Origin of the sequence: Arthrobacter sp. S2(2024) (assembly GCF_036662515.1) — a bacterium.
Classification (GTDB): Bacteria; Actinomycetota; Actinomycetes; order Actinomycetales; family Micrococcaceae; genus Arthrobacter.
In genome coordinates this window covers 536,197-560,102 of sequence record NZ_JAYKZI010000004.1, presented here as the reverse complement: position 1 = coordinate 560,102, position 23,906 = coordinate 536,197, and the positions used below count along the sequence as shown (strand labels likewise).

The window sequence follows — 23,906 nt, the reverse complement described above, 5'->3', positions numbered from 1 at the left end:
TTTCGATCCTGTTAAGCGCTGGGTTGGGACGCTGCCTCCGGCGTGGTCCCGGGCTGCGATAAACTTGGTATCTTGGCTGGCGCGCAAATCGTGCCACTCCCTGAGTTGGCCCCGGCCCGCGCGGGGCCCGTATCCAGCCTCCATTCCACGTTCGGCCCGTCGTTCCAGTGCGGGCAACGCCCAGATCGCAGCGAAAGTAGCACCGTGTCCCAAGAAGTCCTGAGCCCCGCCCGAGTCCAGGAAATTCACCATGAGGCCTCCCGGCGTCGGACTTTCGCGGTCATCTCGCACCCTGACGCCGGCAAGTCCACGCTCACGGAAGCCCTCGCCCTGCATGCCAAGGTCATCGGCACCGCCGGTGCGTCGAGCGGCAAGGCCAACCGCAAGGAAACTGTTTCCGACTGGATGCAGATGGAAAAGGACCGCGGTATTTCCATCAGCTCCGCGGCGTTGCAGTTCTCCTACCGGGACACCGTGATCAACCTGCTGGACACCCCGGGCCACGCCGACTTCTCCGAGGACACCTACCGCGTACTGGCCGCCGTCGACTGCGCAGTGATGCTGGTGGACGCCGCCAAGGGCCTGGAAACACAGACCATGAAGCTCTTCGAGGTCTGCAAGCAGCGCAACCTGCCGATCATCACGGTCATCAACAAATGGGACCGCCCGGGCCTCGACGCGCTCGCCCTGATGGACGAGATCACGGAACGCACCGGACTCCAGCCCATGCCCTTGACCTGGGCCGTGGGCATTTCCGGCGACTTCCGTGGAGTCTGGGACCTGCGGAATGACCGCTTCGCACGGTTCGCTCGCAACAACGCCGGCGCCAACATCGCCATCACCGAGTACTTCACCCCGGAAGAAGCAGCCGAGACCCAGGGCGACAACTGGAGCGACGCCGTCGACGAAGCCGGACTCGTGATCGAATCAAACCTCGAGTTCAACGTGGAGAGCTTCCACGCCGGAACGGCAACGCCCATCCTCTTCAGCTCGGCGGCCTTGAACTTCGGGGTCAAGGAGATCCTGGATGCCCTGGTGGATTTCGCGCCCCCGGCAGCACCCCGCCCCGACGTTGACGGCGAGCCCCGTTCCGTTGACGCTCCCTTTGCCGGGTTTGTCTTCAAGGTCCAGGCCGGCATGAACAAGGCCCACCGCGACCACGTTGCCTTCATCCGGGTGTGCTCCGGCGTCTTTGAGCGCGGCATGGTGGTCACGCAGACCCGCACCGGGAAGTCCTTCGCCACCAAGTACGCCCAGCAGGTGTTCGGGCGCGAACGCGAAGTCATCGACGAGGCCTATCCCGGGGACGTTGTCGGCTTGGTGAACGCGTCCTCACTCCGCGTTGGAGACAGCCTTTTCCTGGAAGAACCCGTGGAATTCCCCGCCATTCCGCTCTTCGCCCCCGAGCATTTCCAAGTGGCCAGGTCCCAGGACCCCAGCCGCTTCAAGCAGTTCCGCCGCGGCATCGAACAGCTTGAGCATGAAGGCGTCATCCAGGTGCTCCGTTCCGACGTCCGAGGCGACCAGGCACCCGTGCTCGCCGCTGTGGGTCCCATGCAGTTCGAAGTGGTTGAAGACCGCATGGCCCACGACTTCAACGCCCCGATGCGCTTGGAGCGCCTCCCGTACTCAATGGCGAGGATCTCGACGGCGGAGGCCATGCCGGCGCTTGCCAACGTCCCGGGCGCTGAGGTGCTGTTGAGGTCCGACGGCGAATACCTCGCGTTGTTCAACGATGTCTGGGCTCTCCGCCGCATCGAGAAGAACCACCCGAAGCTCACGCTGGTCCCGATCGGCACGCACAACCCCGCGAAATAGTTCAGTAGCTCACTTGGCGTTCGAGCTTGTTTCCCAGCCCCAGCATGGCGAGGCTCACCACGAGGAATCCTACGGCGATCGCTACCGCAAAAACCGCCACTCCGCCCCAACCGCCGGCGCGCACAGGGTCGATGAACCAGTAGGCGTACCAGTTGACGAATGAGCCGCGGACCAGGCTGTAGACGAGGTAGGCAACCGGGTAGAGCAACCAATACCAGAGGTGCTTGACGGTCAGCCTGGAGCGCGGAGGCTGGAACAGCCAGTCGGCCACCATGACAACCGGCATGAGGTAGTGGACTACGAAGTTGACCCACGGCAGCAGGGAGCCGAGGTCCTGTCCTGCGAGGAGCGCGCCGAAGACGAGTCCCACGACGGCCATGGCGATCGTGGCAGTGCCCCGGGTGGCGTCGTCGAGTTCGCTTGGCCGCTTGCCAACCAGCACGCGGTAGCCGCTGATCAACAGCACCACCGACGCGAAGATGTTGGACAGGTTGGTGAAGTAGCTGAAGAAGTTCCACGGATCGAAGCCCAGGTCGATGTGGACCGTGAGCTGCGTCCCGACCGCTGCAAGGGTCAGGAGGGCAAAGAAGAGGCGTCCCCCAATGAGCACATTTCTTTTGGTCATGGGGACAATCTTCCGGTGGGCGCGGCTAAGGCACGCGCCCGACACTCCGAGACCAAGCTGTCAGCTGCCAGCCAGCGTGATCCACGCAGATGTCCAGTGGTGGACTGGGTGAAGAGGCCGCCAGTGCTGTGACCAAATGCGTTCGCCGGGTTGGCCCGTCAAGCTACTGGGCCCGCACGGGAAGCCAGTCGAGCCGGTCGCGTCGCAGATCGGGCCCTACGCGGTGGTGATCTTGCCGTCCCACGCGCCGCCGGCCGGGACGGAGGCGTGCTGGTGGATCAGTTCCCAGCGGTTCTCACGCCGCTCGAAGCAGTCGGTCTGCCGGGCCATGACGTGCTTGGTTGAGCCGTTCTTGAGCACGATGTTCGTGCTCTGCACCGTGCAGACGATGCCCATGTCCCCGTTGACCTTCGCGTCCAGTTCGAGGATCTCGACGTTGCAGGACTCGAAGTTGGCGAAGGTGTCGTCGAACAGCTTTCGCGCCGGTGGGACGCCCCTGGACGCGAACGGGGGGATGTCGAACCACAGCACGTCGGACGCCCAGTGCCGGGTGCTCTGGGCACCGGTCATCGACGCTGCCATCTCGCGGACGATGGCAATGATGGCTTCCTTGTCCTGCTCGGTCGTCGTCATGACTTGCTCCCTTCATCTCGCGGCCCTGATCGGCCGCTACGGACAACCCTGCGGCGTGCCGTCAGGGGAGGTGCAAGACCCGCTCGCGCCCGTGTATCTCCCCTTGGGGGAGGTGGCATAGTGGCAGGCATGGACGCGACACTGCCGATCGGGGACTTCGCAAGGGCCACGCACTTGAGCGTGAAGACGCTGCGCTACTACCACCAGGTGGGCCTGCTGGAACCGGATGAGGTGGACCGGCACACCGGCCACCGGTACTACACCACCGCGCAGATCCCGACCGCGCAGATCATCCGCCGCTTTCGCGCCCTGGACATGCCGGTCGAGCAGATCGCCAAGGTGCTGGCCGCTCCCGACCTCGACACCCGCAACGCGCTGCTGGCCGCGCACCTGAACCAGATGGAGCGGGAGTTGGCGCGCAGCCAGTCTGCGGTCGCCTCGCTGCGCGACCTGCTTACCCGCCCGCCGGGCGGCACCCGGGCCGAGATCGGGCGCCGGAGCGTTCCGGCCACGCCGGCGGCTGCGATCACCGAGACGGTGGACGTCGCCGAGGCGTTGACCTGGTACCAGGGTGCGCTCGGTGAGATCTACGCGACGCTCGACGCCCAGGGCCTGGCCGCCGACGCACCGGCTGGCGGGATCTTCACTACAGACCTGTTCACCCACGGGCGCGGACCGGCCACGATCTTCGTGCCTTGCGCCGGACCGCTGCGTCCCATGGGTCGGGTCGACGCGCTGGTCATCCCGGCGGTCGAGTTGGCGACGATTGTGCACCGCGGCCCGCACGCGAATATCGACCTGGCTTACGGTGCCCTCGGCACGTACGTCGCTGAACATGCCCTCGCCGTGGACGGCCCGATCCGCGAGTACTACCCCGTCGGGCGCCACGAGAGCGCAAATGCGGCCGAGTGGCGCACCGAGATCTGCTGGCCGATCTTCCACACCGGACCGTCGCCCGGTTAACCTGTGCGGTCACGGCGCTAGGTGATCAGCAGTTCCAAGGCCTCGGCCAGGTGTGCCACTTCGCGGACCGAGAAACCCTCCGGGATGGGCCCCGGTCCGTTGGGGCTGGCGGGCACCACCGCATGGGTGAACCCAAGCCGCTGCGCCTCGTGGATGCGCTGGTTGATCCCTGGAACGGGACGGACCTCGCCGGCCAGGCCAACCTCGCCGAAGGCAATGAGCCGCTGAGGCAGTGCCTTCCGCGCCTTCGCCGACGCCACGGCAAGCGCTACCGCAAGGTCGGTGGCCGGCTCGCTCAGCTTCACTCCTCCGACTGTGGCCACGTAGGAGTCGTCCTTGTGCAGGATGCAACCGGCCCGTTGTTGAAGGACAGCCAGGAGCATGGCGACGCGCGAGCTGTCCAGGCCGCTCGTGGCCCTGCGCGGCTGTGAGCTGGCGCTTTCGGCCAGGAGCGACTGCACTTCGGCTAACAGCGGGCGCCGGCCTTCCATGGTCACGGTGATGCAGGTGCCGGACACCGGCTCGCGCGTCCGCGACACAAAAAGCCCGCTGGGATCGGCGAGGCCTTCGATGCCGGCTTCGTTCAGGTCGAAACAGCCGACGTCGTCCGTGGCCCCATAGCGGTTCTTGACCGCGCGCAACAATCGCAAGCGGGAATGGCGCTCGCCTTCGAACTGGCACACGACGTCCACCAGATGCTCCAGGAGACGCGGACCGGCAATGGAGCCGTCCTTCGTCACGTGGCCAACCAGGAGGGTGGTCATGTTGCGGCGCTTTGCGGCGGCGATAATGGACGCCGCGACTTCCCTGACCTGAGAGACTCCGCCCGCGCTACCTTCGACGTCGGCGCTGCTGAGGGTCTGTACCGAGTCCACAATCAGCAGTTTCGGCTCGAGCTTCTCCACTTGCCCCAGGGCCTGCCCGAGGTCCGTTTCCGCCGAGAGATAGAGGGTATGCGCGACCGCGTCAATCCGTTCCGCGCGGAGCTTGACCTGGGCCGCCGATTCCTCGCCCGTGACGTACAGGACGTCCTGGCCCGTGCGGGCGAACTTCGCCGCGACATCGAGCAGGAGGGTGGATTTCCCGACGCCGGGTTCCCCGGCGAGCAGGATCACCGCGCCGGGAACCAGCCCTCCGCCCAGGACGCGGTCCAGTTCGTCGACGCCGGTGGGCAGGAACGCGGCGGTGGTGCCGTCTACCTCGGCAATCCGGCGAGCCGGCTCCAAAACCGTTGTGGCCGCCGTCGTACGCGCTACTGTGGCGCCCGTTTCCTCCACAGTGCCCCACGCCTGGCACTCGCCGCAGCGCCCCACCCACTTGACAGTGGTCCACCCGCATTCGGCACATTTGTACGCGGGTGTCTTGGAGGTGCGTGAGGTCTTGGAAGCCATGCGTACAAGGCTAGTGGAGGGGTAGGACAGTCAAGCGCGCCTCACTGCAAGGGAGGAAGCACGTCCCGGGCTTCCCGGGGGTCCATGCCCGCGGCTTCGAGCAGGTCCACCATGAGCGGGCGGAACAGCATCACCACTGTTTCGCCCTCGAGCTTCTGGACGTGAAGCATTTTGGGGTGCAGCCGGGTGGCAATGTCGGCCAAGTCCTGCCGTGCGCCGCGCAGGTGGGCCCGGCGGGCGCCGTCGTGCACTTCCGCGAGGCCGAGCGACAGTTCCTCGACGGCGGCGGACGTGTCCTGGAGGACCTCCGAAATGCTGTCCGTCGCCTCGTCGGTCAATGCTGCATGGTTGATGGCGCTCGTGAGCCGCCGCGCGAACACCCGGCTGTTGCGGAGGGCGAGGTCGATGGAATCCAACGACTCCTCCAGCATGGTCAGCTCGTCGCGGTGCCGCCGGTACGCCGGGGCGAGCGTGGCCACTTCACCGGATGCCTTGAGGGATTGGCGCATCCGGTCCACGAGCGGCTGGCAATTCCGCCCCCGGATGAGGGCATGCCAGGCCTGGGTGGAGTCGCTGTTGATCAATGCGCCGGCACATTCACGGAGGACCTCCGAGAGTTCGTGCAGGAGCTTGCGGACGTCCTGGCGCGGCTCCCTGCGCGGGTCCTTCGGGACCAGCATGGTAACCAGTAGCGCGAAAACCCCGCCCACAACGGCGTCGATGCTTCGGGTGAACGGCCCCCCGGCCGGCGCGGGCAGCAAGACCACGAGAAGCGATTGCAGGCCCAGTTGGGTAGTGAAGATGGTGCCACTGTCCAGGAACCGGGCCAGGAGGATGGAGAAAAGGAGCACGACGGCGGCTTGCCAGATTCCCGAACCCAGCCAGTGGAGCAGAAGATCGCCGATGACGATCCCGAGGGTGCAGCCAAGCCCGACCTCCACGACCCGGCGAAGCCGCGGATCCCGCGAGAAGCCGAGCGAGATCAGCGACGAAGTCGCGGCGAAAAGGGGTCCTGAGTGCCCAAGGATGTATTCAGCGAACGCGTAGGCGCCCACGGCGCACACGGTCATCTGGACGGCCGGGACCAAGGAGTTCCGGCTGCGGACGAAGCCAGTTCGCAGCCGCGCCCGCAGGAATTTCTTGCTCGCTGAAAGTCCTTGGGGGGCGGTCATGGCTCAAGTCTATTCAGGAGCTGCCTAGTAAATGAGGCTCGCCGAAGGAACCGCAAAGTGAGGGGCGTCACTTAATCCCTTATGACTCGCCAAGCGCAAGGGTGACGCTGCACATGTAAGCCAATGGTCCACAGCCGTTCACCTCCCGTTCACTTTGGACCGCCGATCCCTTTACCTGCGACTCCTACCGTCGATAAAGGTACAAACACGTACGCAAATCTTTCGTATGCCGACTTTCTCCCTCGGTACGCATCAGAGAATCCCTGGAAGGGGTACATCCCAGTGAAGGCAACTCGCTTCGGCCGCAACGCGGCAATCGCGGTCCTCGCAGTCGGCGCCCTTGCGCTGACCGCTTGTGGTTCAGACAACGCAACCGGCGCCCCGGCAGCCACCCAGAGCGCCGCAGGCGTCAAGGTCACCGGCACCCTGACCGGCATCGGCTCTTCGGCGCAGGGCGCCGCAATGGACGCTTGGAAGACCAACTTCGCTTCCGCGAACCCGGGTGCCACGGTCCAGTACTCCCCGGACGGCTCGGGCGCAGGCCGCAAGGCCATCCTTGACGGCTCCGCGCAGTTCGCAGGCTCCGACGCCTACCTGAGCGACGCTGAACTGGCCACATCCAAGACCAAGTGCGGCACCGACGGCGCCATCAACATCCCGGTGTACATCTCCCCGATCGCCGTTGCCTTCAACATCCCGAACGTCAAGGACTTGAAGCTCGACGCCGACACCGTTGCGAAGATCTTCCGCGGCCAGATCACCAACTGGAACGACCCGGCAATCGCCGCCCTGAACGCCGGAGTCACCCTTCCGGACCTCAAGGTCACCCCGGTCAACCGCTCTGACGACTCCGGCACCACCCAGAACTTCACGGACTACCTGGCATCTGCTGCTCCCTCTGTCTGGACCGACAAGGCTGCCGGCCTGTGGCCCGCATCCCTGAAGGGCGAGAACGCCAAGGGCACCTCCGGCGTCGTCAAGACCGTCACCGACACCCCGGGTGCCGTGACCTACGCTGACGATTCCGCAGTCTCCGGCAAGCTCGGCACCGCACAGATCAAGGTTGGCTCGGACTTCGTCAAGATCTCCCCGGCCGCTGCCGCCAAGGCTGTTGAACTGGGCAAGCCCGTTGCAGGCCGCCCGACCGGAGACCTTTCCATCAAGCTTGACCGCACCACCACGGATTCCTCCGCGTACCCGGTAGTCCTGGTTTCCTACCACGTCGTCTGCACCACCTACGACAAGAAGGAAACCGCTGACCTGGTCAAGGCATTCGAGAGCTACGTAGTCTCCGACGCCGGCCAGCAGGCCGCTGCCGGCTCCGCCAAGTCCGCTCCGCTCTCCAAGGCGCTGCAGGACAAGGCAAAGGCCGCTGTTGACTCCATCAAGGCCAAGGCCTAAGGACCACAATGGAGTAGTGGTGCCGCGGACCGCGGCGCCACTACCCTTGAATATCAACGTTCCCCGTCCCGCGCTGGTGAAACATCACCGGACGGGGCGGGGAACTTGGCCATTTTTGAGTGAATCTGAAGGATCGTGAAGTGACCACCAACTCCTTGACCACTTCCCAAGGTGCCGGACGCGCCGGGGACAAGGTCTTCTCCGGAGCCACCCTGGCCGCGGGATGCCTGATCCTCGCGGTTCTCTTCGGCGTCGCACTTTTCCTTGTCATCCAGGCCATTCCGGCCCTTGTGGCTCCACCCGCGGACATCCAAGGCGGCCACGGCTTCTTCGCCTACATCGGGCCGATCGTCGTCGGGACCCTGATTGCCGCCGTCATCGCGCTGGTGATCGCTACTCCGGTAGCCATCGGCGTCGCGCTGTTCATCTCCCACTACGCTCCCCGCAGGCTTGCCTCGGGTCTCGGCTACGTGGTGGACCTCCTCGCGGCCATTCCCTCCGTGGTCTACGGCGCATGGGGCGCGGCGTTCCTTGCCCCCCAGATTTCGCCCGCCTACGGCTGGCTGGCCAGCAACATGGGCTGGTTGCCGATTTTCCAGGGCCCGGCCTCCGCTACCGGCAAGACCATCCTGACCGCGAGTATCGTCCTCTCCGTCATGGTTTTGCCGATCATCACTTCACTCTCGCGTGAAATCTTCCTGCAGACCCCGAAGCTCCACGAGGAAGCCGCCCTGGCCCTCGGCGCGACCCGCTGGGAAATGATCAAGATGGCTGTCTTGCCGTTCGGCCGCCCCGGTATCGTGAGCGCCATCATGCTGGGCCTGGGCCGCGCGCTTGGCGAGACCATGGCCGTCGCCCTGGTCCTGTCCTCCGGCGTCCTGACCGCAAGCCTGATCCAGACCGGAAACCAGACCATCGCCGCTGAAATCGCCTTGAACTTCCCTGAAGCCAGCGGGCTCAAGGTCAGCACGTTGATCGCCGCGGGCCTGGTATTGTTCGTCATCACCCTGGGTGTCAACATGATTGCACGCTGGATCATCTCCAGGCACAAAGAATTCTCGGGAGCCAACTAATGACTGTCACAGCCCCCGTGGCGCGCAAACGCTCCGCACTGACCAAGGGCCAGTTGCCGGCTTTCGCACCGTACGTCGTCCTGGCCGTCGCCTTGGTACTCGGCGCAGCGATCCTTGCGTTGATCGGCTTCAACGCCTTCGGCTGGGGCCTCGTGTCCGCGATCCTGTTCGCGATCGGCCTGGTCGGCTGGAGCGCAGTTGTCGAAGGCGGCCGCAAGGCGAGCGACAAGCTAGCCACGTGCCTGATCGTCGGCTCGTTCCTTGTGGCGCTGCTGCCCCTGATTTCGGTGATCTGGACCGTCCTCGTGAACGGCATCCCGGGCATCATCACCCCAGGCTTCCTGACAACTTCCATGAACGGCGTCACAGGTTCCCTCGACAACAAGAGCGTCGATGAAGGCACGAAGGTCCTCGGCGGCATCTATCATGCGCTTCTGGGCACCGTGCAGATCACCCTGCTTGCAACGGTCATCTCGGTTCCTGTGGGCCTGCTGACCGCAATCTACCTGGTGGAATACGGCAACGACCGGGCCCTCGCCCGTGCCATCACCTTCTTCGTCGACGTTATGACCGGCATCCCGTCGATCGTCGCAGGTCTCTTTTCCGCAGCTTTCTTCTTCGCCGTGGTAGGCCCCGGCACCAAGACAGGTGCGGTTGCCGCCGTGGCGCTTTCGGTCCTGATGATCCCGGTGGTGGTCCGCTCGAGCGAGGAAATGCTCAAGATCGTCCCGAACGAGCTCCGTGAGGCGGCGTACGCACTGGGTGTCCGCAAGTGGCGCACCATCCTCAAGGTGGTCATCCCGACGGCGATTTCCGGCATCGCGTCCGGCGTCACCTTGGCGATCGCCCGGGTGATCGGCGAGACGGCTCCGATCCTGGTCACCGCAGGTTTCGCCACAACGATCAACAACAACGTGTTCGGCGGCTGGATGGCCTCCCTGCCGACGTTCATCTACACGCAGATCCTGAACCCGACCTCGCCGTCAAACCCGGACCCGTCGAGCCAGCGGGCATGGGGTGCCGCGCTGGTCCTGATCATCCTGGTGATGCTCCTGAACCTCGGCGCCAGGCTGATCGCCCGGATCTTCGCCCCCAAGGCCGGCCGTTGAGCCGCCAGGCCACACGCAAACTTCCAACCACAGCACCGAAGGAACACCATGTCTAAGCGGATCGACGTCAAGGATCTGAACGTCTACTACGGCAGCTTCCTGGCCGTTGAGGGCGTCAACATCAACATTGAAGCCAAATCGGTCACGGCATTCATCGGCCCGTCCGGTTGTGGCAAGTCCACCTTCCTGCGCACCCTGAACCGCATGCACGAAGTGCTTCCCGGTGCGCGCGTTGAAGGCGAAGTCCTGCTCGACGGCGACAATCTCTACGGCCCCGGCGTGGACCCCGTGACGGTCCGCACCCAGGTTGGCATGGTCTTCCAGCGGCCCAACCCGTTCCCCACGATGTCCATCCGCGACAACGTGCTGGCGGGCGTGAAGCTCAACAACAAGAGGATCAGCAAGGGCGCGGCCGACGCACTCGTGGAGAAGTCCCTGCGCGGCGCCAACCTGTGGAACGAGGTCAAGGACCGCCTCGAGAAGCCCGGCTCCGGACTCTCCGGCGGCCAGCAGCAGCGGCTCTGCATTGCCCGTGCCATCGCCGTGGAACCGCAGGTCATCCTCATGGACGAGCCCTGCTCTGCGCTTGACCCCATCTCCACCTTGGCCGTCGAAGACCTCATCAACGAGCTCAAGGACGAGTACACCGTGGTGATCGTGACCCACAACATGCAGCAGGCTGCACGCGTTTCCGACAAGACCGCGTTCTTCAACATCGCGGGCACCGGGAAGCCGGGGAAGCTCATCGAGTTCGCGGACACCACCACCATCTTCAACAACCCGTCCCAGAAGGCCACGGAAGACTACGTCTCCGGCCGGTTCGGGTAACCACTCGGCTCCCTGGGAACCGCGCGAAAAGCCCGACGGCGACCGTCATCTGGATAGGTGACTACCGCCGTCGGGCTTTTTCGTGTTTGGAAGACTACAGCCGGACTCAGTGCGAAAGCGGTGAGAGCGCCAGTCCGAGGACGAACGCCACGGCGGCGGTAACGATCGGCGTCGCGACCCAGAACCCCAGGATCCGCAGCACCATCCGGCGGTTGGTGACGGAAAAGTTCTGGTTGGTTCCCGCACCAAGCACTGCCGACGTCACAGTGTGCGTGGTGGAAAGCGGCAAATGGAGGCCGATGGCACCGATGAACAACATCAGTGAGGTCAGGCTCTGGGCGATGAATCCCCGCATCGGGTCTACCCGCGTCAGCTTGTAACCCAAGGTGTACGAGATGCGCCAACCACCACAAAGCGTTCCCGCCGTGAGCATGACGGCCGTCAGCAGGATGACCCACAACGGGAGGTCGCTGGAGTCGGACACTCCGGCAGCCACGGCGCCCAACAGGATCACCGCTACGGTTCGTTGCCCGTCCTGCAGGCCGTGGCCGAGCGCGACCGCAGCGGCCGAGACGGACTGTGCGTGGCGGAAGCGGCCATGCACGACATCGGGCTGGGTGTAGCGGGCGGCCCATGTGACAGGCCACACGAGAAGATAGGCACCAAGGAAAGCAATCACGGGGGACAGCAGCAACGGCAGGACCACTTGCGCCAGCAAAATACCGTCTACCCCGTTGACGGAGCTGCCTCCCATCACTGCGCTTGCGGCTCCGGCGCCCACGAGGCCTCCTACCAAGGCATGGGTCGACGAGAGCGGCACACCGCGCCACCAAGCGTAGATTCCCCAAAGGATGGCGCTGCACAGCCCCGCGGCGAGCATGGTCAGCCCGTTCATTCCCGAGGGGAGAACCACCCATGACTGGCTGAAAACCAGCGCGAAACCGCCGCTGAGAAGCACGCCGGCAAAATTGAAGACCGCTGCCAACACAACGGCGACTGACGGAGTGAGGGCGCGGGTCCGCACGGAGAGCGCGACGGCGGTGGAGACGTCGCGGAAGCCATTCAGGAATGCGAAGCCAGCCGCCAGCACCACCACAAGGGCGAAGAACGCGACTGCCACCTCATGCTTCCTTGACGATGATGCTGCCTACCTGGGTCGCGACACGGCGCATGTCCTTGGTGACGTCAACCAGTTGATTGGCCACGTCACGGTTCCGCGAAAACTGGGCGGACTTCATGTCGCGGAGCATCTCGGCCACCCAGGTCCGGTGGCTGCGCTCCGCACGCTTGGCCAGCCGCAGCACCTCGATCCAGTAATCCTCGAGTTCGTCCAGATCGTCCAGCTGGCGCATGGCATCAACCGTGAGTTCCGCCTGGCGGCTGATGATCTCCAGTTGGTCCGCCGCGCGCTTGGGCACCCGATCCAGTTTGTAGAGGGCCACGAGCTCACCCGCGGCATCCAGCTTTTCCATCGCCTCGTTGAGGAAGCGGGAGAGGGCGTACATGTCCTCGCGGGGGAGCGGGTTCACGAAGCTCGTGCGCATGTGGGTCAAGAGGGCGAAATGCAGATCCGTGGATTTCGCCTCGTGTTCGTGCATCTCCTCCACCAGCCGTTCGTGCTCCGAGACGGGAGCTCCGAAGATCTCAGAAAGCGTCCCGGTTGCCTCAAGAATCTGGCGGGCCATTTGCGACAACAATTGCAACCCGGCGGGTTCTTGGGGGAAGAGACGCAGCTTCATTTGGCTTCCGGTAGGCGGGAGGGATAGGGGTGGGGCGGCGTCTTCGCCGAAGGGCATAAAAATGGTGCCGAACCGGATACGCCTCTCGGCGGTAGGCCGCTCGAAGCGGCTATAAGTTGAAGCCCGGGGGTTTCGCGGTTCGACACCAGTTTCAGTTTTCTACGTCATCCGAGCTAAGTCAATCTTGACAGCTGGCGGCAGGGGTGGTTGTGACAGTCCCGCACCCTTATATTTCACGTCAGTCCAGCTCGCCCAGGCGCCAAGCATTGGCCGCGTGCTCGAGATCTTCCGCGGTCTTCACGAGCTGGTGGGAGTTCCGGGTCAGCTTGCTTGCGTGGCCTTCGTTGGAATGCTCTGCACTGTCCGCCAGGGTGGCTTGGCCCAACGCGACGACGCGGCAAAACGCGGCTGAGCGTTCCAGCGCGACGTCGAAATCGCCGTCGAACGCTCCCGAAAGGATGGCATCCGCCATCTGTTTCATTTCGTCCGCTCCCGGCGGCTCGGCTGCCCCCGCCACAACATGGGAAACCTGGGCGGTGTCCCGGCCGGCCTTGAAGTACACGGAAATGCGCTCGGAGTTCTGCATGGTGGCCGCGCGCAATGCATAGAGCCGCCACAATGCGCCGGGCAAAGACCGGGCGGGGCTCTCGGCCCACATCTCGGCGATGGCCTCGAGGCCTTGCTCGTCAGCGAGTTTCACGAGGCGCCTGGTGATCTTGGGGTCATCGCTGTCCCGACCTCGCCGCACGAGCGCCTGGGCGGCAAGGTGAGCGGCTTCGGACACCCGCGCGGGGTCCGCTCCGCCGGCAAACGGCTCGAAGTCAACCGGCGCGAAGGGTTTCGGCTTGTGATGCCTGTTTGCTCCGCCGTACACAGGAGGTCCCGATTGTTCGCTCATGCCCCAACGCTACTCCTGTGTTTTCGCTCGTGCACTCTTGACTGGGCTTGTTGTGGTGGTGCCTGCTGCCGGGCGTTCCCTTCCTGACCCTCTTTGAATCCATGGGCGCCGCGACACGCCGCGGTTGCCGCGCGTCGTCGTCGGGGTTGGGGTCAAAAGAGGTCACGACGGCGTGGGGGCCGAGCGTGTCAAAACGGCCTTGAGCTTGAGGTACAGTATTTATGGCTGTTTCTACAGTCGGCAGGGGCCTTTAGCTCAGTTGGTAGAGCATCGGACTTTTAATCCGTGGGTCGTGGGTTCGATCCCCACAGGGCCCACCCAAAACCCCCGGAACCGCACGGTTCCGGGGGTTTACTTGTGCCTGGCGAAACTACGGCGTGGCCCACGCGGCCGGGTGACGGCCGAGCGGTCCGGCTTGCTGCGACCAATGCGCGGCGACGCCGTCGATTCGCCCCGGAAGTGGCACGCGTCGCGCCGGTCCCCAGTCGGTGCTGGTTTCCACCAAGGTGAAGTCATTCGGTGCAGCTACGGACAGGTGATCAGTCGCCGGGGTCAGCGAGTACAGCAAATTGGCCGTACCGATGAGTGAGCCCTGGATGCGGGCCGTCACCGAGTGGCTAAGGCGCCGGGTCAGGGCACGGGCGACGGCCGCGGCCAATAGCCAGCCGGTCGCGTGGTCGAGGGCCTGGACGGGAAGCGGGGTGGGCTCCGCTTGGCCCCTGGCGGTGGCTCCGGCGTCGGCGATTCCGCAGCTCATCTGGACCAGGCTGTCGAACCCGCGCCGATTGCGCCAGGGACCATCCCAGCCGTAGGCGTCCAAGCTGGCGATGATCAGGCCGGGGTTCATGGCGATCAGGGACCCGTCGTCGTAGCCCAGGCGTTTCAGGGCGTCGGGCCGCAGTCCCGACACGAGCACATCGGCGCCCGCGAGCAGTTCCTCGAATATCGCGCGGTCGGTCGGGGCAGCGAGATCCAAAGCGGCGGTTCGTTTGCCCAGCGTCGTCTCAGGCAGCAGCGACGGCACCTCTTCAAAGCCCGGCGGATCGATCCGCAGCACGTCGGCACCATAACCGGCGAGGAACTTGGTGCACACGGGTCCTGCGATCACCCGCGTCAGGTCGAGCACACGCACCCCGTGGAAGGGCATTTCGCCGACAGTGTCCGGTGGGCCGGCGCCGGTTGAACGGCGTTCGACGACGGTCAGCGGCGGCGTGTCCGCCGTCGCCATCCCCGGAGCCGAGGCGAGCCATTGCCCGCGGTTGCGCATGACGGCGGCGCATCCGCCCGCCTCCACGATGGCTGTCTCCAATTCTTCGGCGGGCAACCCAGCTACTGCGGCCTGAACTGTTTCGCGGTCATGGGCGCCGAGCACCCGCACGACGGCGGCGCGGTGGCTGGCGTAGTTGGTGTGCAGCCTGATCCACGCGTCCCCCGTGCGATAGTTCCCGGCGATGGGGTCCCACAGTGGCGGCCGGGTCCAGCCGATCGGGGTGAACAGCCGCTCGGAGGCGAACGCGGCGCAGGACTCCCGGCTGTCTACCGTCACCGCTCGCGGCACTGACTGGCGGCGGGCTGCGAGGAACTGCTCAGCGGCCACTGTCGCGACCACAACCGCCCCCGTCGCCAGTCCTGTCACGTCGAAAGCGGCCGGGAGAACGGCCCGGGGCCCTGTTGTCGTTAGCTGAGTGGCCGGCCAATCCGCATCATCGGCGCCGATTGCGTGCCACACCCGGGAAGTCACATCAGCGAAGCTGTCGTTCACACTCACCATTCTTGACGGGGCCACACGAAACGAGCAATGGCAGCCGGATCTAACGCCTCCTGCCCAAGTGGGCCTCCAACTGCCAGACTGTTCTTCATGCAAGCGCTTTTGGACGGACTCCTGAATACCAGCCCGCTTGTGATCGCGTGCATCGTTTTCGCCCTCGTGTTCGCTGAGGATGCAATTTTTGTGGGCTTTGTGATCCCCGGTGAAACGGCGGCAGTGGTCGGCGGGGTGATTTCGAGCCGCGGGCTCTTCGAATTGTGGGCCATGATCGCCATTGTGGTCACGGCCGCGATCACGGGGGACACGGTGGGTTACGAAATAGGCAAACACTTCGGTCCGCGGGTGATGGCCTTGAAAATCCTGGACAAGAGACGCGCCCAATTGCAGAGGGCCGAAGACTTCCTCAAGGACAAAGGCGGCGTCGCGGTGCTCCTGGGCAGGTTTACCGCCTTCTTCCGTGCCGTGATGCCTGCGCTCGCCGGACTAAGCCGCATGCCCTACCGGCGCTTCGCGTTCTGGAATTTCAGCGGCGGCATTATCTGGGGGTCCTTGTTCGTCACGCTTGGCTTTGTGGCCGGAAATTCGTACGAAGAAGTGGCCCGTGTGGTGGGCCGGGGGGCAGCGGCCGTGGTGGCAGTAATTGTGGTGGCGATTGTGCTTGTCTGGCAGGTCAGGAAGCACCGCGCCAAGAAGGCCTGATGCCGCGGGATCACGGAAATCCTGCGGAAACTTAAAGGCTTTAGGCTGGTCACAATTCGTTCGGGAGGGGCGGTGAATGGTCCAACTGGATATGTCTGATGTTTGGCGTTATAACCGTAGTAGCTGCCCCGACGTCCTCGGCTTATCTGAGCCTCGAGTGATCTGATGTCCGCTTCTGAAGCACAGAACTTTTAAGGAGAACCGATGCATCTTTTGCCCCGTGAGCAGGAAAAGCTCATGATCGTGGTCGCGGCCGACCTCGCCCGCCGTCGGCAATCCCGTGGCTTGAAGCTCAACTTTCCCGAAGCCGTGGCCGTCATCAGCTACGAACTGATCGAGGGCGCCCGCGACGGCAAAACCGTCGCAGAACTCATGAGCTACGGGACCACCTTGCTTCGCCGTGAAGACGTGATGGAGGGCGTGCCAGAGATGATCCATGACGTCCAGATCGAGGCCACTTTCCCCGACGGCACCAAGCTCGTCACCGTCCACGACCCGATCCGCTAGGAGGCCAACATGATTCCCGGTGAGTACCGTCTCCAAGCAGAGCCCATCGCCTGCAACAGCGGACGCGAGGCAATCGCCGTCGACGTCGTCAACCGTGGCGACCGCCCGGTCCAGGTGGGCTCGCATTACCACTTTGCCGAGTCGAATCCATCGCTCGATTTTGACCGCGAAGCCGCTTTCGGCCGCCGCCTCGACATCCCTGCCGGAACGGCGGCGCGCTTCGAACCCGGCGATTCCAAGACCGTCAAACTCATCGCGCTTGCGGGAACCCGCGAAGTCTACGGCCTGCGGAACGCCGTCAACGGTCCCCTTGACGTCGACGCCGGAAAGAACGACGGCGGCGCTGCCGCCGGCACCGAAGGGCCCGGAGCCAGCACAGAAGGGACAGCCCAGTGAGCTTCGAAATTTCGCGCAAGCAGTACGCAGACCTTTACGGCCCGACGACGGGCGACTCCATCCGCTTGGCGGACACCGAACTTTTCCTTGAGATCGAGAAGGATTACACGGTCTACGGCGAAGAGGTCATGTTCGGCGGAGGCAAAGTGGTCCGCGACGGCATGGGGCAGAACGGCCAAGTGACCCGGGATGAGGACGTCCCGGACACCGTCATTTCGAACGTCGTGGTCCTCGACTACACCGGAATCTACAAGGCCGATGTGGCGCTCAAAGACGGCCACATCTTCAAGATCGGCAAGGCCGGCAACCCCCAGATCGCCGACGGCGTGGACATCGTGATCGGGGCCAGTACTGAGATGATCGCCGGGGAAGGCAAGATCCTCACTGCAGGCGGCGTCGACACCCACATCCACTACATTTCCCCGGACCAAGTCCCCACGGCCCTGTGCAGCGGCATCACCACTATGGTCGGCGGTGGCACGGGACCAGCCGAAGGTACCAAGGCCACCACCATCACGCCTGGCAAATGGCACATTTCGCGGATGCTGCAAGCCGCGGAAGGGCTGCCGATCAATATCGGCCTCTTCGGCAAGGGCCACGCGTCCGCCATCGAGCCGCTCGCCGAACAGATCCGCGCAGGAGCAGTGGGCCTCAAAGTCCACGAGGACTGGGGCGCCACGACGTCGTCGATCGACATGTCGCTGCGCGTAGCCGACGAATACGACGTACAGGTAGCCATCCACACGGACACCCTCAACGAGTGCGGATTCGTGGAGGACACCATCAAGGCCATCGACGGCCGAGTGATCCACACCTTCCACACCGAAGGCGCCGGCGGCGGGCACGCTCCGGACATCATCAAGATCGCCGGATTGCCCAACGTGCTCCCGGCATCCACCAACCCCACGCTCCCGTACACGCGGAACACCATCGAAGAGCACCTGGACATGCTCATGGTGTGCCACCACCTCAACCCGGACATCCCGGAAGACGTGGCGTTCGCTGATTCCCGCATCCGGGCCGAAACCATCGCCGCCGAAGACGTGCTCCAGGACTTGGGCATCTTCTCCATGACCTCATCGGATTCCCAGGCCATGGGCCGCGTGGGCGAAGTGGTCATCCGCACCTGGCAAGTGGCCGACGCCATGAAGCGGCAGCGGGGCGTCCTCAAGGATGCGTCAGGTGCAAGCCACGGCGCTCCGAACGGCTTGGGCGCGGAGAGCGACAACTTCAGGATCAAGCGCTACATCTCCAAATACACCATCAACCCCGCGATCGCGCAGGGAATGGCAGACTCCATCGGCTCCGTGGAAGTGGGAAAGTTCGCCGACCTCGTCCTCTGGAATCCGGCCTTCTTCGGTGTGAAGCCTGAACTGGTCCTCAAGGGCGGGCAGATCGCCTACGCGCTCATGGGCGATTCCAACGGCTCCATCCCCACACCGCAGCCACGTACCATGCGCCCGATGTTCGCCACCCACGGCAAGGCGCTGCAGCAGTCGTCCATTACCTTCCTGTCCAAGGCGGCCATCGACGCCGGCGTTCCGGAAGAGCTTGGCCTTGAACGCGTCATCCGTGCGGTCTCCGGTATCCGGAACTTGCGCAAAGCGGACCTCAAGTTCAACGGCGAAACTCCCGATATCGCCGTCGACCCCGAAACCTACAAAGTGACGGTCGACGGCGAAGACGTCACCTGCGAACCCTCCGACGTGCTGCCCATGGCCCAGCGCTACTTCCTTTTCTAGATCGCAGGAGGAGACCACATGATCATCGAAAAGATCCTCGGCAACCTGCACGAGCTGCCGCAGGCCGAGGCCGCGGCGTTGGCCAAACTCCACAAGGAGAAGGTCGTCTTACCCAGCGCCCAGCTGGTCAAACGCATCCAACGCGTCACCACGGACCACGGGAAGGAGCTCGGCATCCGCCTCCCCGCCGGATCCGGGGACCTGCGCGACGGCGACATCCTCGCCGTCGAGGACGCGAACCTCATCGTGGTCTCCGTGCTGCCGAGCGACGTCCTGGTCATCGCCGCGCGCAGCATCTACGAAATGGGCGTAGTGGCGCACTCCCTCGGCAACAGGCACCTGCAGGCCCAGTTCTTCGACGGCGACTCCGAATACGGGGCCGAAGTCATGGTGTGCCAGTACGACCACACGGTCGAGGACTACCTGAAACACGTCGGTGTGCCTTACGACCGCCAGGAACGCGTAATGCCGGTGCCTTTCCGCCATGCTGAACACACTCACTGAGCTCGTTGGCCGCGGCGGGCGGTCGGGTTGGGGCGCCGCCCCGGATTTGGGGCCGTGCCCGCTTCGCGGTGCCCTCCACACCGCGGCCCCCAAATCCGGGTCGGCTGCTTGTCGTCTCGCCTTTGGGGGCGACCGATGAGCGCCACTTATCAGCTAGCCCTCCAGCAGTTGTGCGACTCCGCTCTTCCTACCGGGGCGTTTGCTCATTCTTTGGGGTTTGAGACGTACATCGAGCGGGGGGTCGTTTCTGATGAGGGGAGTTTTGGGGTTTGGCTGTCTGCGTTTGTGGGGCAGCAGTTGACTTATTCCGATGGGCTGGCCATCCGGTTCCTTTATGAAGGGGTGGATTTGGGGGAGTTGGATGCGCATTTGAGTGCTCAGCTCTTGCCTCGGCAGTTGCGGGAGGCGAGTACCAAGATGGGCGGGCGGCTGATCGAGATCGGGAGCGAAGTCTTTCCCTCGGCCGAGCTGGAAGCTTATCGCGCTATGGTGACCACGGGCCGGGCCGACGGCCATCAGCCGCTGGCGTTCGCCGCCGTCGCGCGCTCGCTGGGCGTGCCGTTCGAAGAAGCGCTGGCCGCGTACCTTTTCGCGGCGGTCACCTCGCTGACCCAGAACGCCGTGCGCGCCATCCCTCTCGGCCAGAACTCCGGGCAGCGGCTGCTGCGCAAAGCGCACGACGACGTCGCTGCCGCCGTCGAACATGTCCGGCACCTCGGCTGGGACGACTTCGGAGCCGTCAGCCCCGGCCTGGAAATTTCGCAGATGCGGCACGAATGGCAACGTGCACGCATGTTCATGAGCTAGAACCATAGGAGGACACATGTCTGAACCCATCAAGATCGGTATCGGCGGACCGGTAGGTGCCGGCAAAACGCAACTCGTGGAGCGCCTGACCCGCCACATGAGCCGGGAAATCTCCATGGCCGCCATCACCAACGACATCTACACGATCGAAGACGCCAAAATCCTCGCGGCCAACGGCATCCTGCCCGAAGACCGCATCATCGGCGTCGAAACCGGCGGCTGCCCGCACACCGCCATCCGCGAAGACACCTCCATGAACACGGCGGCCATCGAGGAACTCAAGAAACGCCACCCCGACCTGCAGGTCATCTTCGTCGAATCCGGCGGCGACAACCTCTCCGCCACGTTCAGCCCCGAACTCGTGGACTTCTCGATCTACATCATCGACGTCGCCCAGGGCGAGAAAATCCCCCGCAAAGCCGGCCAAGGCATGATCAAGTCGGACCTGTTCATCATCAACAAGACCGACCTCGCCCCATTCGTCGGCGCAGACCTGTCCGTCATGGAACGGGACTCCAAGGAATTCCGCGGCGACAAGCCCTTCTGCTTCACCAACCTGAAGACCGACGAAGGGCTGGACAAGGTCATCGCATGGATGCGGCACGATGTCCTGATGCTCGACCTGGCGCAATGAGCACGACGGCGGCTGCGGCTGAGGCGCTGGACCCGCTTGCTGGCGCTGCTTGCGGCGCTCCGCCGGATATAGAGGGCCGTGCCCGTCCCCAGCCGCTCCCAACTCTCGCAAGCTCGAGTCGGGGCCCTCGCGGCAGTGGGCCCATCGCGGTGCCCGCCACGCCGCGGCCCTCTATATCCGGCTCCGCTGCTGCTGTCGTCTCACCTCGGGGGCGCCTCGACCTCGTTGTCGCCCTTCGTGCTGGTCGTTCCGTGGCCGTGCAGCAGTTTCATCAGGGTGCCTTGCGGGTTTTGAGACCGCATTACTTGGATGAGAGCGGGCAGGTTTGTTATGTCATGGTCAATCCGGGCGGGGCGTATTTGGGGGCGGATCTCTACGTTGTGGATGTGGAGGTCGAGGCTAGGGCTTCGCTGCTTTTGACGACGCAGTCGGCCACGAAGATCTATCGGACTCCGGGATCGTTTGCTGAGCAGCGGATGAACATCCGGCTGGGGGAGGGGGCGGAACTGGAGTTGGCGCCCGACCAGCTCATCGCCTACCGGGAGGCCAGCTATCGGCAGGATACGCACATCAGTGTGCATCCGACGTCGAGCCTCATCATGGCGGAAGTCATCACTCCGGGCTGGTCGCCGGACGGCGCTTCCTTCAAGTACCGGGAACTGCGCCTCCGGAACGAGATCCAGGTGGAGGGCGACGACGGCGCGGCGCTGCTTGCGCTCGACAACCTGCTGATCCGGCCGCCCCTGGGCGATGTGACCGGCGTGGGCTTCATGGAGGGGTATAGCCACCTGGGTTCGCTCGTTGTGGTGGATCCGCGGGTTGACCAGGCGCTCGCCGATGAACTGCACCGGCTGACGGCGGGGTACGAGGCGTACTCGGGCTTGTCGTTGAGCCGAACCCTTGCAGGCACGACGGCCCTGGTCCTGCGGTCCCTCTCGAACAGCACCGAGGAACTGGATCGATTGCTCGGTGCCTGTACCGGCCTTCTGCGCGGACGCTGGTACGGCAGGGCCCCGCTGAACCTCAGGAAGTACTGATGACGTCACTCGCGGAACTCGCCTCGATGTACCGGTGGCGTGAGCATCTCCCGATGAAGTCCCGCCTCGCGTTCATGTTCGGCTCCGTCGTCCTCCTGCACCTTGCCGCCGTCGTACTCCTGTTGGTGGGTGGCGCCAGTGGCGGGCAGCCGCTGGCGCTGGGTCTCGTGCTGACGGCTTATGTGGCCGGTATCAAACACAGCTACGACTGGGACCACATCGCGGCGATCGACAATTCCACCCGAAAGTTCGTGGCACAGCGCAAGGACCCCGTGAGTGTCGGCTTTGCCTTCAGCCTGGGCCACAGCTCCGTGGTGATCCTGGCCGGTGTGATGGTGGTTGGGGGCGCCAGCCTTGTGGGCCAGCTCATGGAGGACGGCACCACCGGACACCTCGTGCTGGGGCTGATCGGCAGCGGCGTGTCCGGGATGTTCCTGCTGGCCATGGGTATCTTCAACGGGTCGGCGTTCCTCCGTACGATTCAGCTGTACCGCGCCGCCCAGGCCGGCGGCGCGATCGCCGTCGACGACCTCGAAACCAAAGGGTTCATCGCGCGGCTCTTGGCCAAGCCGCTATCCAAGGTCCAGCGTCCGCGGAACATCTACGTGATCGGGTTCTTGTTCGGGCTTGGATTCGACACCGCCACCACCATCGGGCTGCTGGTGCTCACGACGGCGGCGTCGCTCGCGGGCGTGTCTGTTCTTGCCCTCCTGGCGCTGCCGCTGGCCTTCACCGCGGCGATGACCCTTTGCGATTCCATCAACGGCGTGGCCATGATGCGGATGTACAAATCCGCCATCCACGATCCCCAGCGCAAGCTTGGATTCAACGCCATTATCACCGGTATCTCGGCCTTTTCGGCGCTCTTCATCTCGGTCATCACACTGGGCGGTTTCCTCAATGCGGCCTTTGGACTGAGCGATCCGGTCACCACGTGGCTGGGCGAAATAGACCTCGGTGACGCCGGGCTGGTGCTGATTGGGCTGTTCGCCGTCGTGTGGGTGGTTGCGGCCCTGCGGTTCCGGGCGGCGCGGCGCCGCTAGCCGGGCTGGAGCCACTCCAGAAGGCGATCCAACGGCCACGTCGTGATGATGCGATCGGCGGGTACCCCGTTGGCTTCCGCCCGCTCCGCACCGTACTGGAGGAAGTCGAGCTGGCCGGGGGCATGTGCGTCACTGTCGATGCTGAAGAGGCAGCCGGCGTCGAGGGCAATTTGAATCAATTCGTCCGGCGGGTCCTGGCGTTCGGGCCGCGAATTGATCTCGACGGCGACCCTGTGTTCCGCGCACGAGGCGAACACCTCTTCGGCGTCGAACTCCGATGGGGGTCGCGTTCCTCGCGATCCCTTCACCAAGCGGCCAGTGCAGTGCCCGAGGACGTTCGTGTGCGGGTTTTCGACGGCAGTGAGCATCCGCCGGGTCATGGGCCGTTTGTCCGACCTGAGCTTCGAGTGGACACTGGCCACTACAACGTCCAGTTGGTTCAGCAGTTCCGCGGACTGGTCCAGCTCTCCGTCTTCAAGGATGTCCACTTCGATGCCGGCCAATAGCCGAAAGCCCGACTCTTGCCCGCACCGTTCGTTGATTCCATCCACAACGGTGAGCTGCTCCATCAAGCGCTCGAGGCTGAGCCCGTTGGCGATAGTGAGGTTGGGGGAGTGATCGGTCAATGCTATATATTCCCGGCCGAGTATACGAGCCGCGTCGGCCATAACCTCAATCGGCGAGCCGCCGTCCGACCAGTTGCTGTGGCTATGCAGATCGCCCCGGAGCTCGGCGTTCAGCTCGTGTCCACCGTTGACCAAAGGTTCGGCGCCGCGACGGCGGAGGTTCTCAAGGTAGTCGGGAACAGCGCCGCCCAGGGCCTGGCTGATCACCTCGAAGGTCCGGCTGCCGATTCCCTTGGTCCGCTTGAGGCGGCCATCCTTGAGCCGGGCAGTCAGTTCCTCGTGGCTCAGTCCGGCGATGACTCCCGCAGCCCGGCGGAAGGCCTGGACCTTGAAGCTGTCCGCGAGTTCCCGTTCCAGCCAGAAGGCGGTTTCATTGAGCGCGTCGATGGCGTCCATGGCTCAATCATGTACCACGCCGCGCCCATACGGATGTGAGGGTTCGGATTTTGGTGGTTGTTTGTGAGCGAGGGTTCGGGATTTCTGACGCCCGCTC

24 protein-coding genes and 1 tRNA gene are annotated in these 23,906 nt (G+C 64.4%); 16 read left to right on the top strand and 9 right to left on the bottom strand.

Features of this window, described 5'->3' with window-relative positions; translation table 11 throughout:
* Positions 1-204 precede the first annotated feature (204 nt).
* Positions 205-1,818: a peptide chain release factor 3 gene (locus VLA65_RS12070; protein WP_059388347.1), complete on the top strand. Its 1,614-nt coding sequence runs from the start codon at positions 205-207 to the stop codon at positions 1,816-1,818.
* Position 1,819: 1 nt separating this feature from the next.
* Here VLA65_RS12070 and VLA65_RS12065 read toward each other — a convergent pair whose 3' ends face one another.
* Positions 1,820-2,443 carry a Pr6Pr family membrane protein gene (locus tag VLA65_RS12065; protein ID WP_332602628.1) on the bottom strand — a complete coding sequence of 208 codons (624 nt, stop codon included), beginning with the start codon at positions 2,441-2,443 and terminating at the stop codon, positions 1,820-1,822.
* Positions 2,444-2,659: 216 nt separating this feature from the next.
* Entirely contained in the window at positions 2,660-3,076 is a 417-nt protein-coding gene (locus tag VLA65_RS12060) for a YybH family protein (RefSeq protein WP_306964197.1), read from the bottom strand.
* Positions 3,077-3,205: 129 nt separating this feature from the next.
* Here VLA65_RS12060 and VLA65_RS12055 point away from each other — a divergent pair, with 129 nt between their 5' ends.
* A complete protein-coding gene (locus VLA65_RS12055) occupies positions 3,206-4,039 on the top strand; it encodes a MerR family transcriptional regulator (protein ID WP_332602627.1) in 834 nt (277 codons plus the stop codon).
* A gap of 17 nt (positions 4,040-4,056) precedes the next feature.
* Here VLA65_RS12055 and radA read toward each other — a convergent pair whose 3' ends face one another.
* Both radA and VLA65_RS12045 read right to left on the bottom strand, forming a co-directional pair.
* On the bottom strand, positions 4,057-5,430 hold the full coding sequence (radA, locus tag VLA65_RS12050) for a DNA repair protein RadA (protein ID WP_284990888.1): 1,374 nt from the start codon (positions 5,428-5,430) through the stop codon (positions 4,057-4,059).
* A gap of 41 nt (positions 5,431-5,471) precedes the next feature.
* Complete coding sequence (locus tag VLA65_RS12045) at positions 5,472-6,602, bottom strand: FUSC family protein (protein WP_332602626.1); 1,131 nt, start codon at positions 6,600-6,602, stop codon at positions 5,472-5,474.
* A gap of 282 nt (positions 6,603-6,884) precedes the next feature.
* Between VLA65_RS12045 and pstS the strand changes: the two genes are divergently transcribed.
* The 4 genes from pstS to pstB all read left to right on the top strand — a co-directional run bounded on the left by pstS (position 6,885) and on the right by pstB (position 11,013).
* Positions 6,885-8,003: a phosphate ABC transporter substrate-binding protein PstS gene (gene pstS, locus VLA65_RS12040; RefSeq protein ID WP_059388351.1), complete on the top strand. Its 1,119-nt coding sequence runs from the start codon at positions 6,885-6,887 to the stop codon at positions 8,001-8,003.
* Positions 8,004-8,143: 140 nt separating this feature from the next.
* Entirely contained in the window at positions 8,144-9,076 is a 933-nt protein-coding gene (pstC, locus tag VLA65_RS12035) for a phosphate ABC transporter permease subunit PstC (protein ID WP_284990886.1), read from the top strand.
* Positions 9,076-10,185 carry a phosphate ABC transporter permease PstA gene (gene pstA / locus VLA65_RS12030; protein ID WP_059388352.1) on the top strand — a complete coding sequence of 370 codons (1,110 nt, stop codon included), beginning with the start codon at positions 9,076-9,078 and terminating at the stop codon, positions 10,183-10,185. The genes pstC and pstA overlap by 1 nt, the downstream gene beginning before the upstream one ends.
* Positions 10,186-10,233: 48 nt before the next feature.
* A complete protein-coding gene (pstB, locus tag VLA65_RS12025; RefSeq protein WP_059388353.1) occupies positions 10,234-11,013 on the top strand; it encodes a phosphate ABC transporter ATP-binding protein PstB in 780 nt (259 codons plus the stop codon).
* Positions 11,014-11,119: 106 nt separating this feature from the next.
* On the opposite strand, the gene VLA65_RS12020 is transcribed toward pstB, so the two are convergent.
* The 3 genes from VLA65_RS12020 to VLA65_RS12010 form a co-directional block, all read right to left on the bottom strand.
* A complete protein-coding gene (locus VLA65_RS12020; protein ID WP_059388354.1) occupies positions 11,120-12,133 on the bottom strand; it encodes an inorganic phosphate transporter in 1,014 nt (337 codons plus the stop codon).
* A 1-nt stretch (position 12,134) separates the two neighbouring features.
* Positions 12,135-12,752: a DUF47 domain-containing protein gene (locus VLA65_RS12015; protein WP_332602625.1), complete on the bottom strand. Its 618-nt coding sequence runs from the start codon at positions 12,750-12,752 to the stop codon at positions 12,135-12,137.
* Positions 12,753-12,990: 238 nt separating this feature from the next.
* Positions 12,991-13,650 (bottom strand): hypothetical protein, encoded by a 660-nt coding sequence (locus VLA65_RS12010; RefSeq protein WP_078106945.1) that lies wholly within the window; start codon positions 13,648-13,650, stop codon positions 12,991-12,993.
* 244 nt (positions 13,651-13,894) lie between these two features.
* Between VLA65_RS12010 and VLA65_RS12005 the strand changes: the two genes are divergently transcribed.
* Positions 13,895-13,967, top strand: a tRNA-Lys gene (locus VLA65_RS12005).
* Positions 13,968-14,020: 53 nt separating this feature from the next.
* Here VLA65_RS12005 and VLA65_RS12000 read toward each other — a convergent pair.
* Entirely contained in the window at positions 14,021-15,412 is a 1,392-nt protein-coding gene (locus tag VLA65_RS12000) for a CoA transferase (protein ID WP_332602624.1), read from the bottom strand.
* A 96-nt stretch (positions 15,413-15,508) separates the two neighbouring features.
* On the opposite strand from VLA65_RS12000, the gene VLA65_RS11995 reads away from it, so the two are divergent.
* From VLA65_RS11995 to VLA65_RS11955, 9 genes are all read left to right on the top strand, one after another.
* Complete coding sequence (locus tag VLA65_RS11995; protein ID WP_059388356.1) at positions 15,509-16,117, top strand: DedA family protein; 609 nt, start codon at positions 15,509-15,511, stop codon at positions 16,115-16,117.
* 204 nt (positions 16,118-16,321) lie between these two features.
* Positions 16,322-16,624, top strand: a complete 303-nt coding sequence (locus VLA65_RS11990; protein ID WP_284990846.1) for an urease subunit gamma — start codon at positions 16,322-16,324, stop codon at positions 16,622-16,624.
* A 9-nt stretch (positions 16,625-16,633) separates the two neighbouring features.
* On the top strand, positions 16,634-17,020 hold the full coding sequence (locus VLA65_RS11985; protein ID WP_332602623.1) for an urease subunit beta: 387 nt from the start codon (positions 16,634-16,636) through the stop codon (positions 17,018-17,020).
* A complete protein-coding gene (gene ureC, locus VLA65_RS11980) occupies positions 17,017-18,762 on the top strand; it encodes an urease subunit alpha (protein ID WP_332602622.1) in 1,746 nt (581 codons plus the stop codon). Before VLA65_RS11985 ends, ureC begins: the two co-directional genes overlap by 4 nt.
* 18 nt (positions 18,763-18,780) lie before the next feature.
* Positions 18,781-19,266 carry an urease accessory protein UreE gene (gene ureE, locus VLA65_RS11975; RefSeq protein ID WP_284754344.1) on the top strand — a complete coding sequence of 162 codons (486 nt, stop codon included), beginning with the start codon at positions 18,781-18,783 and terminating at the stop codon, positions 19,264-19,266.
* Between the two features lie 135 nt (positions 19,267-19,401).
* Positions 19,402-20,073 carry an urease accessory protein UreF gene (locus VLA65_RS11970; protein ID WP_332602621.1) on the top strand — a complete coding sequence of 224 codons (672 nt, stop codon included), beginning with the start codon at positions 19,402-19,404 and terminating at the stop codon, positions 20,071-20,073.
* Between the two features lie 16 nt (positions 20,074-20,089).
* Positions 20,090-20,707 carry an urease accessory protein UreG gene (gene ureG / locus VLA65_RS11965; protein ID WP_078106937.1) on the top strand — a complete coding sequence of 206 codons (618 nt, stop codon included), beginning with the start codon at positions 20,090-20,092 and terminating at the stop codon, positions 20,705-20,707.
* Positions 20,704-21,744 carry an urease accessory protein UreD gene (locus tag VLA65_RS11960; RefSeq protein ID WP_442880289.1) on the top strand — a complete coding sequence of 347 codons (1,041 nt, stop codon included), beginning with the start codon at positions 20,704-20,706 and terminating at the stop codon, positions 21,742-21,744. The genes ureG and VLA65_RS11960 overlap by 4 nt, the downstream gene beginning before the upstream one ends.
* Positions 21,744-22,787 (top strand): HoxN/HupN/NixA family nickel/cobalt transporter, encoded by a 1,044-nt coding sequence (locus VLA65_RS11955; protein WP_059388361.1) that lies wholly within the window; start codon positions 21,744-21,746, stop codon positions 22,785-22,787. Before VLA65_RS11960 ends, VLA65_RS11955 begins: the two co-directional genes overlap by 1 nt.
* Here the strand turns inward: VLA65_RS11955 and VLA65_RS11950 are convergent.
* Complete coding sequence (locus VLA65_RS11950; protein WP_332602619.1) at positions 22,784-23,809, bottom strand: PHP domain-containing protein; 1,026 nt, start codon at positions 23,807-23,809, stop codon at positions 22,784-22,786. The genes VLA65_RS11955 and VLA65_RS11950 overlap by 4 nt on opposite strands.
* Between the last annotated feature and the right edge of the window lie 97 nt (positions 23,810-23,906).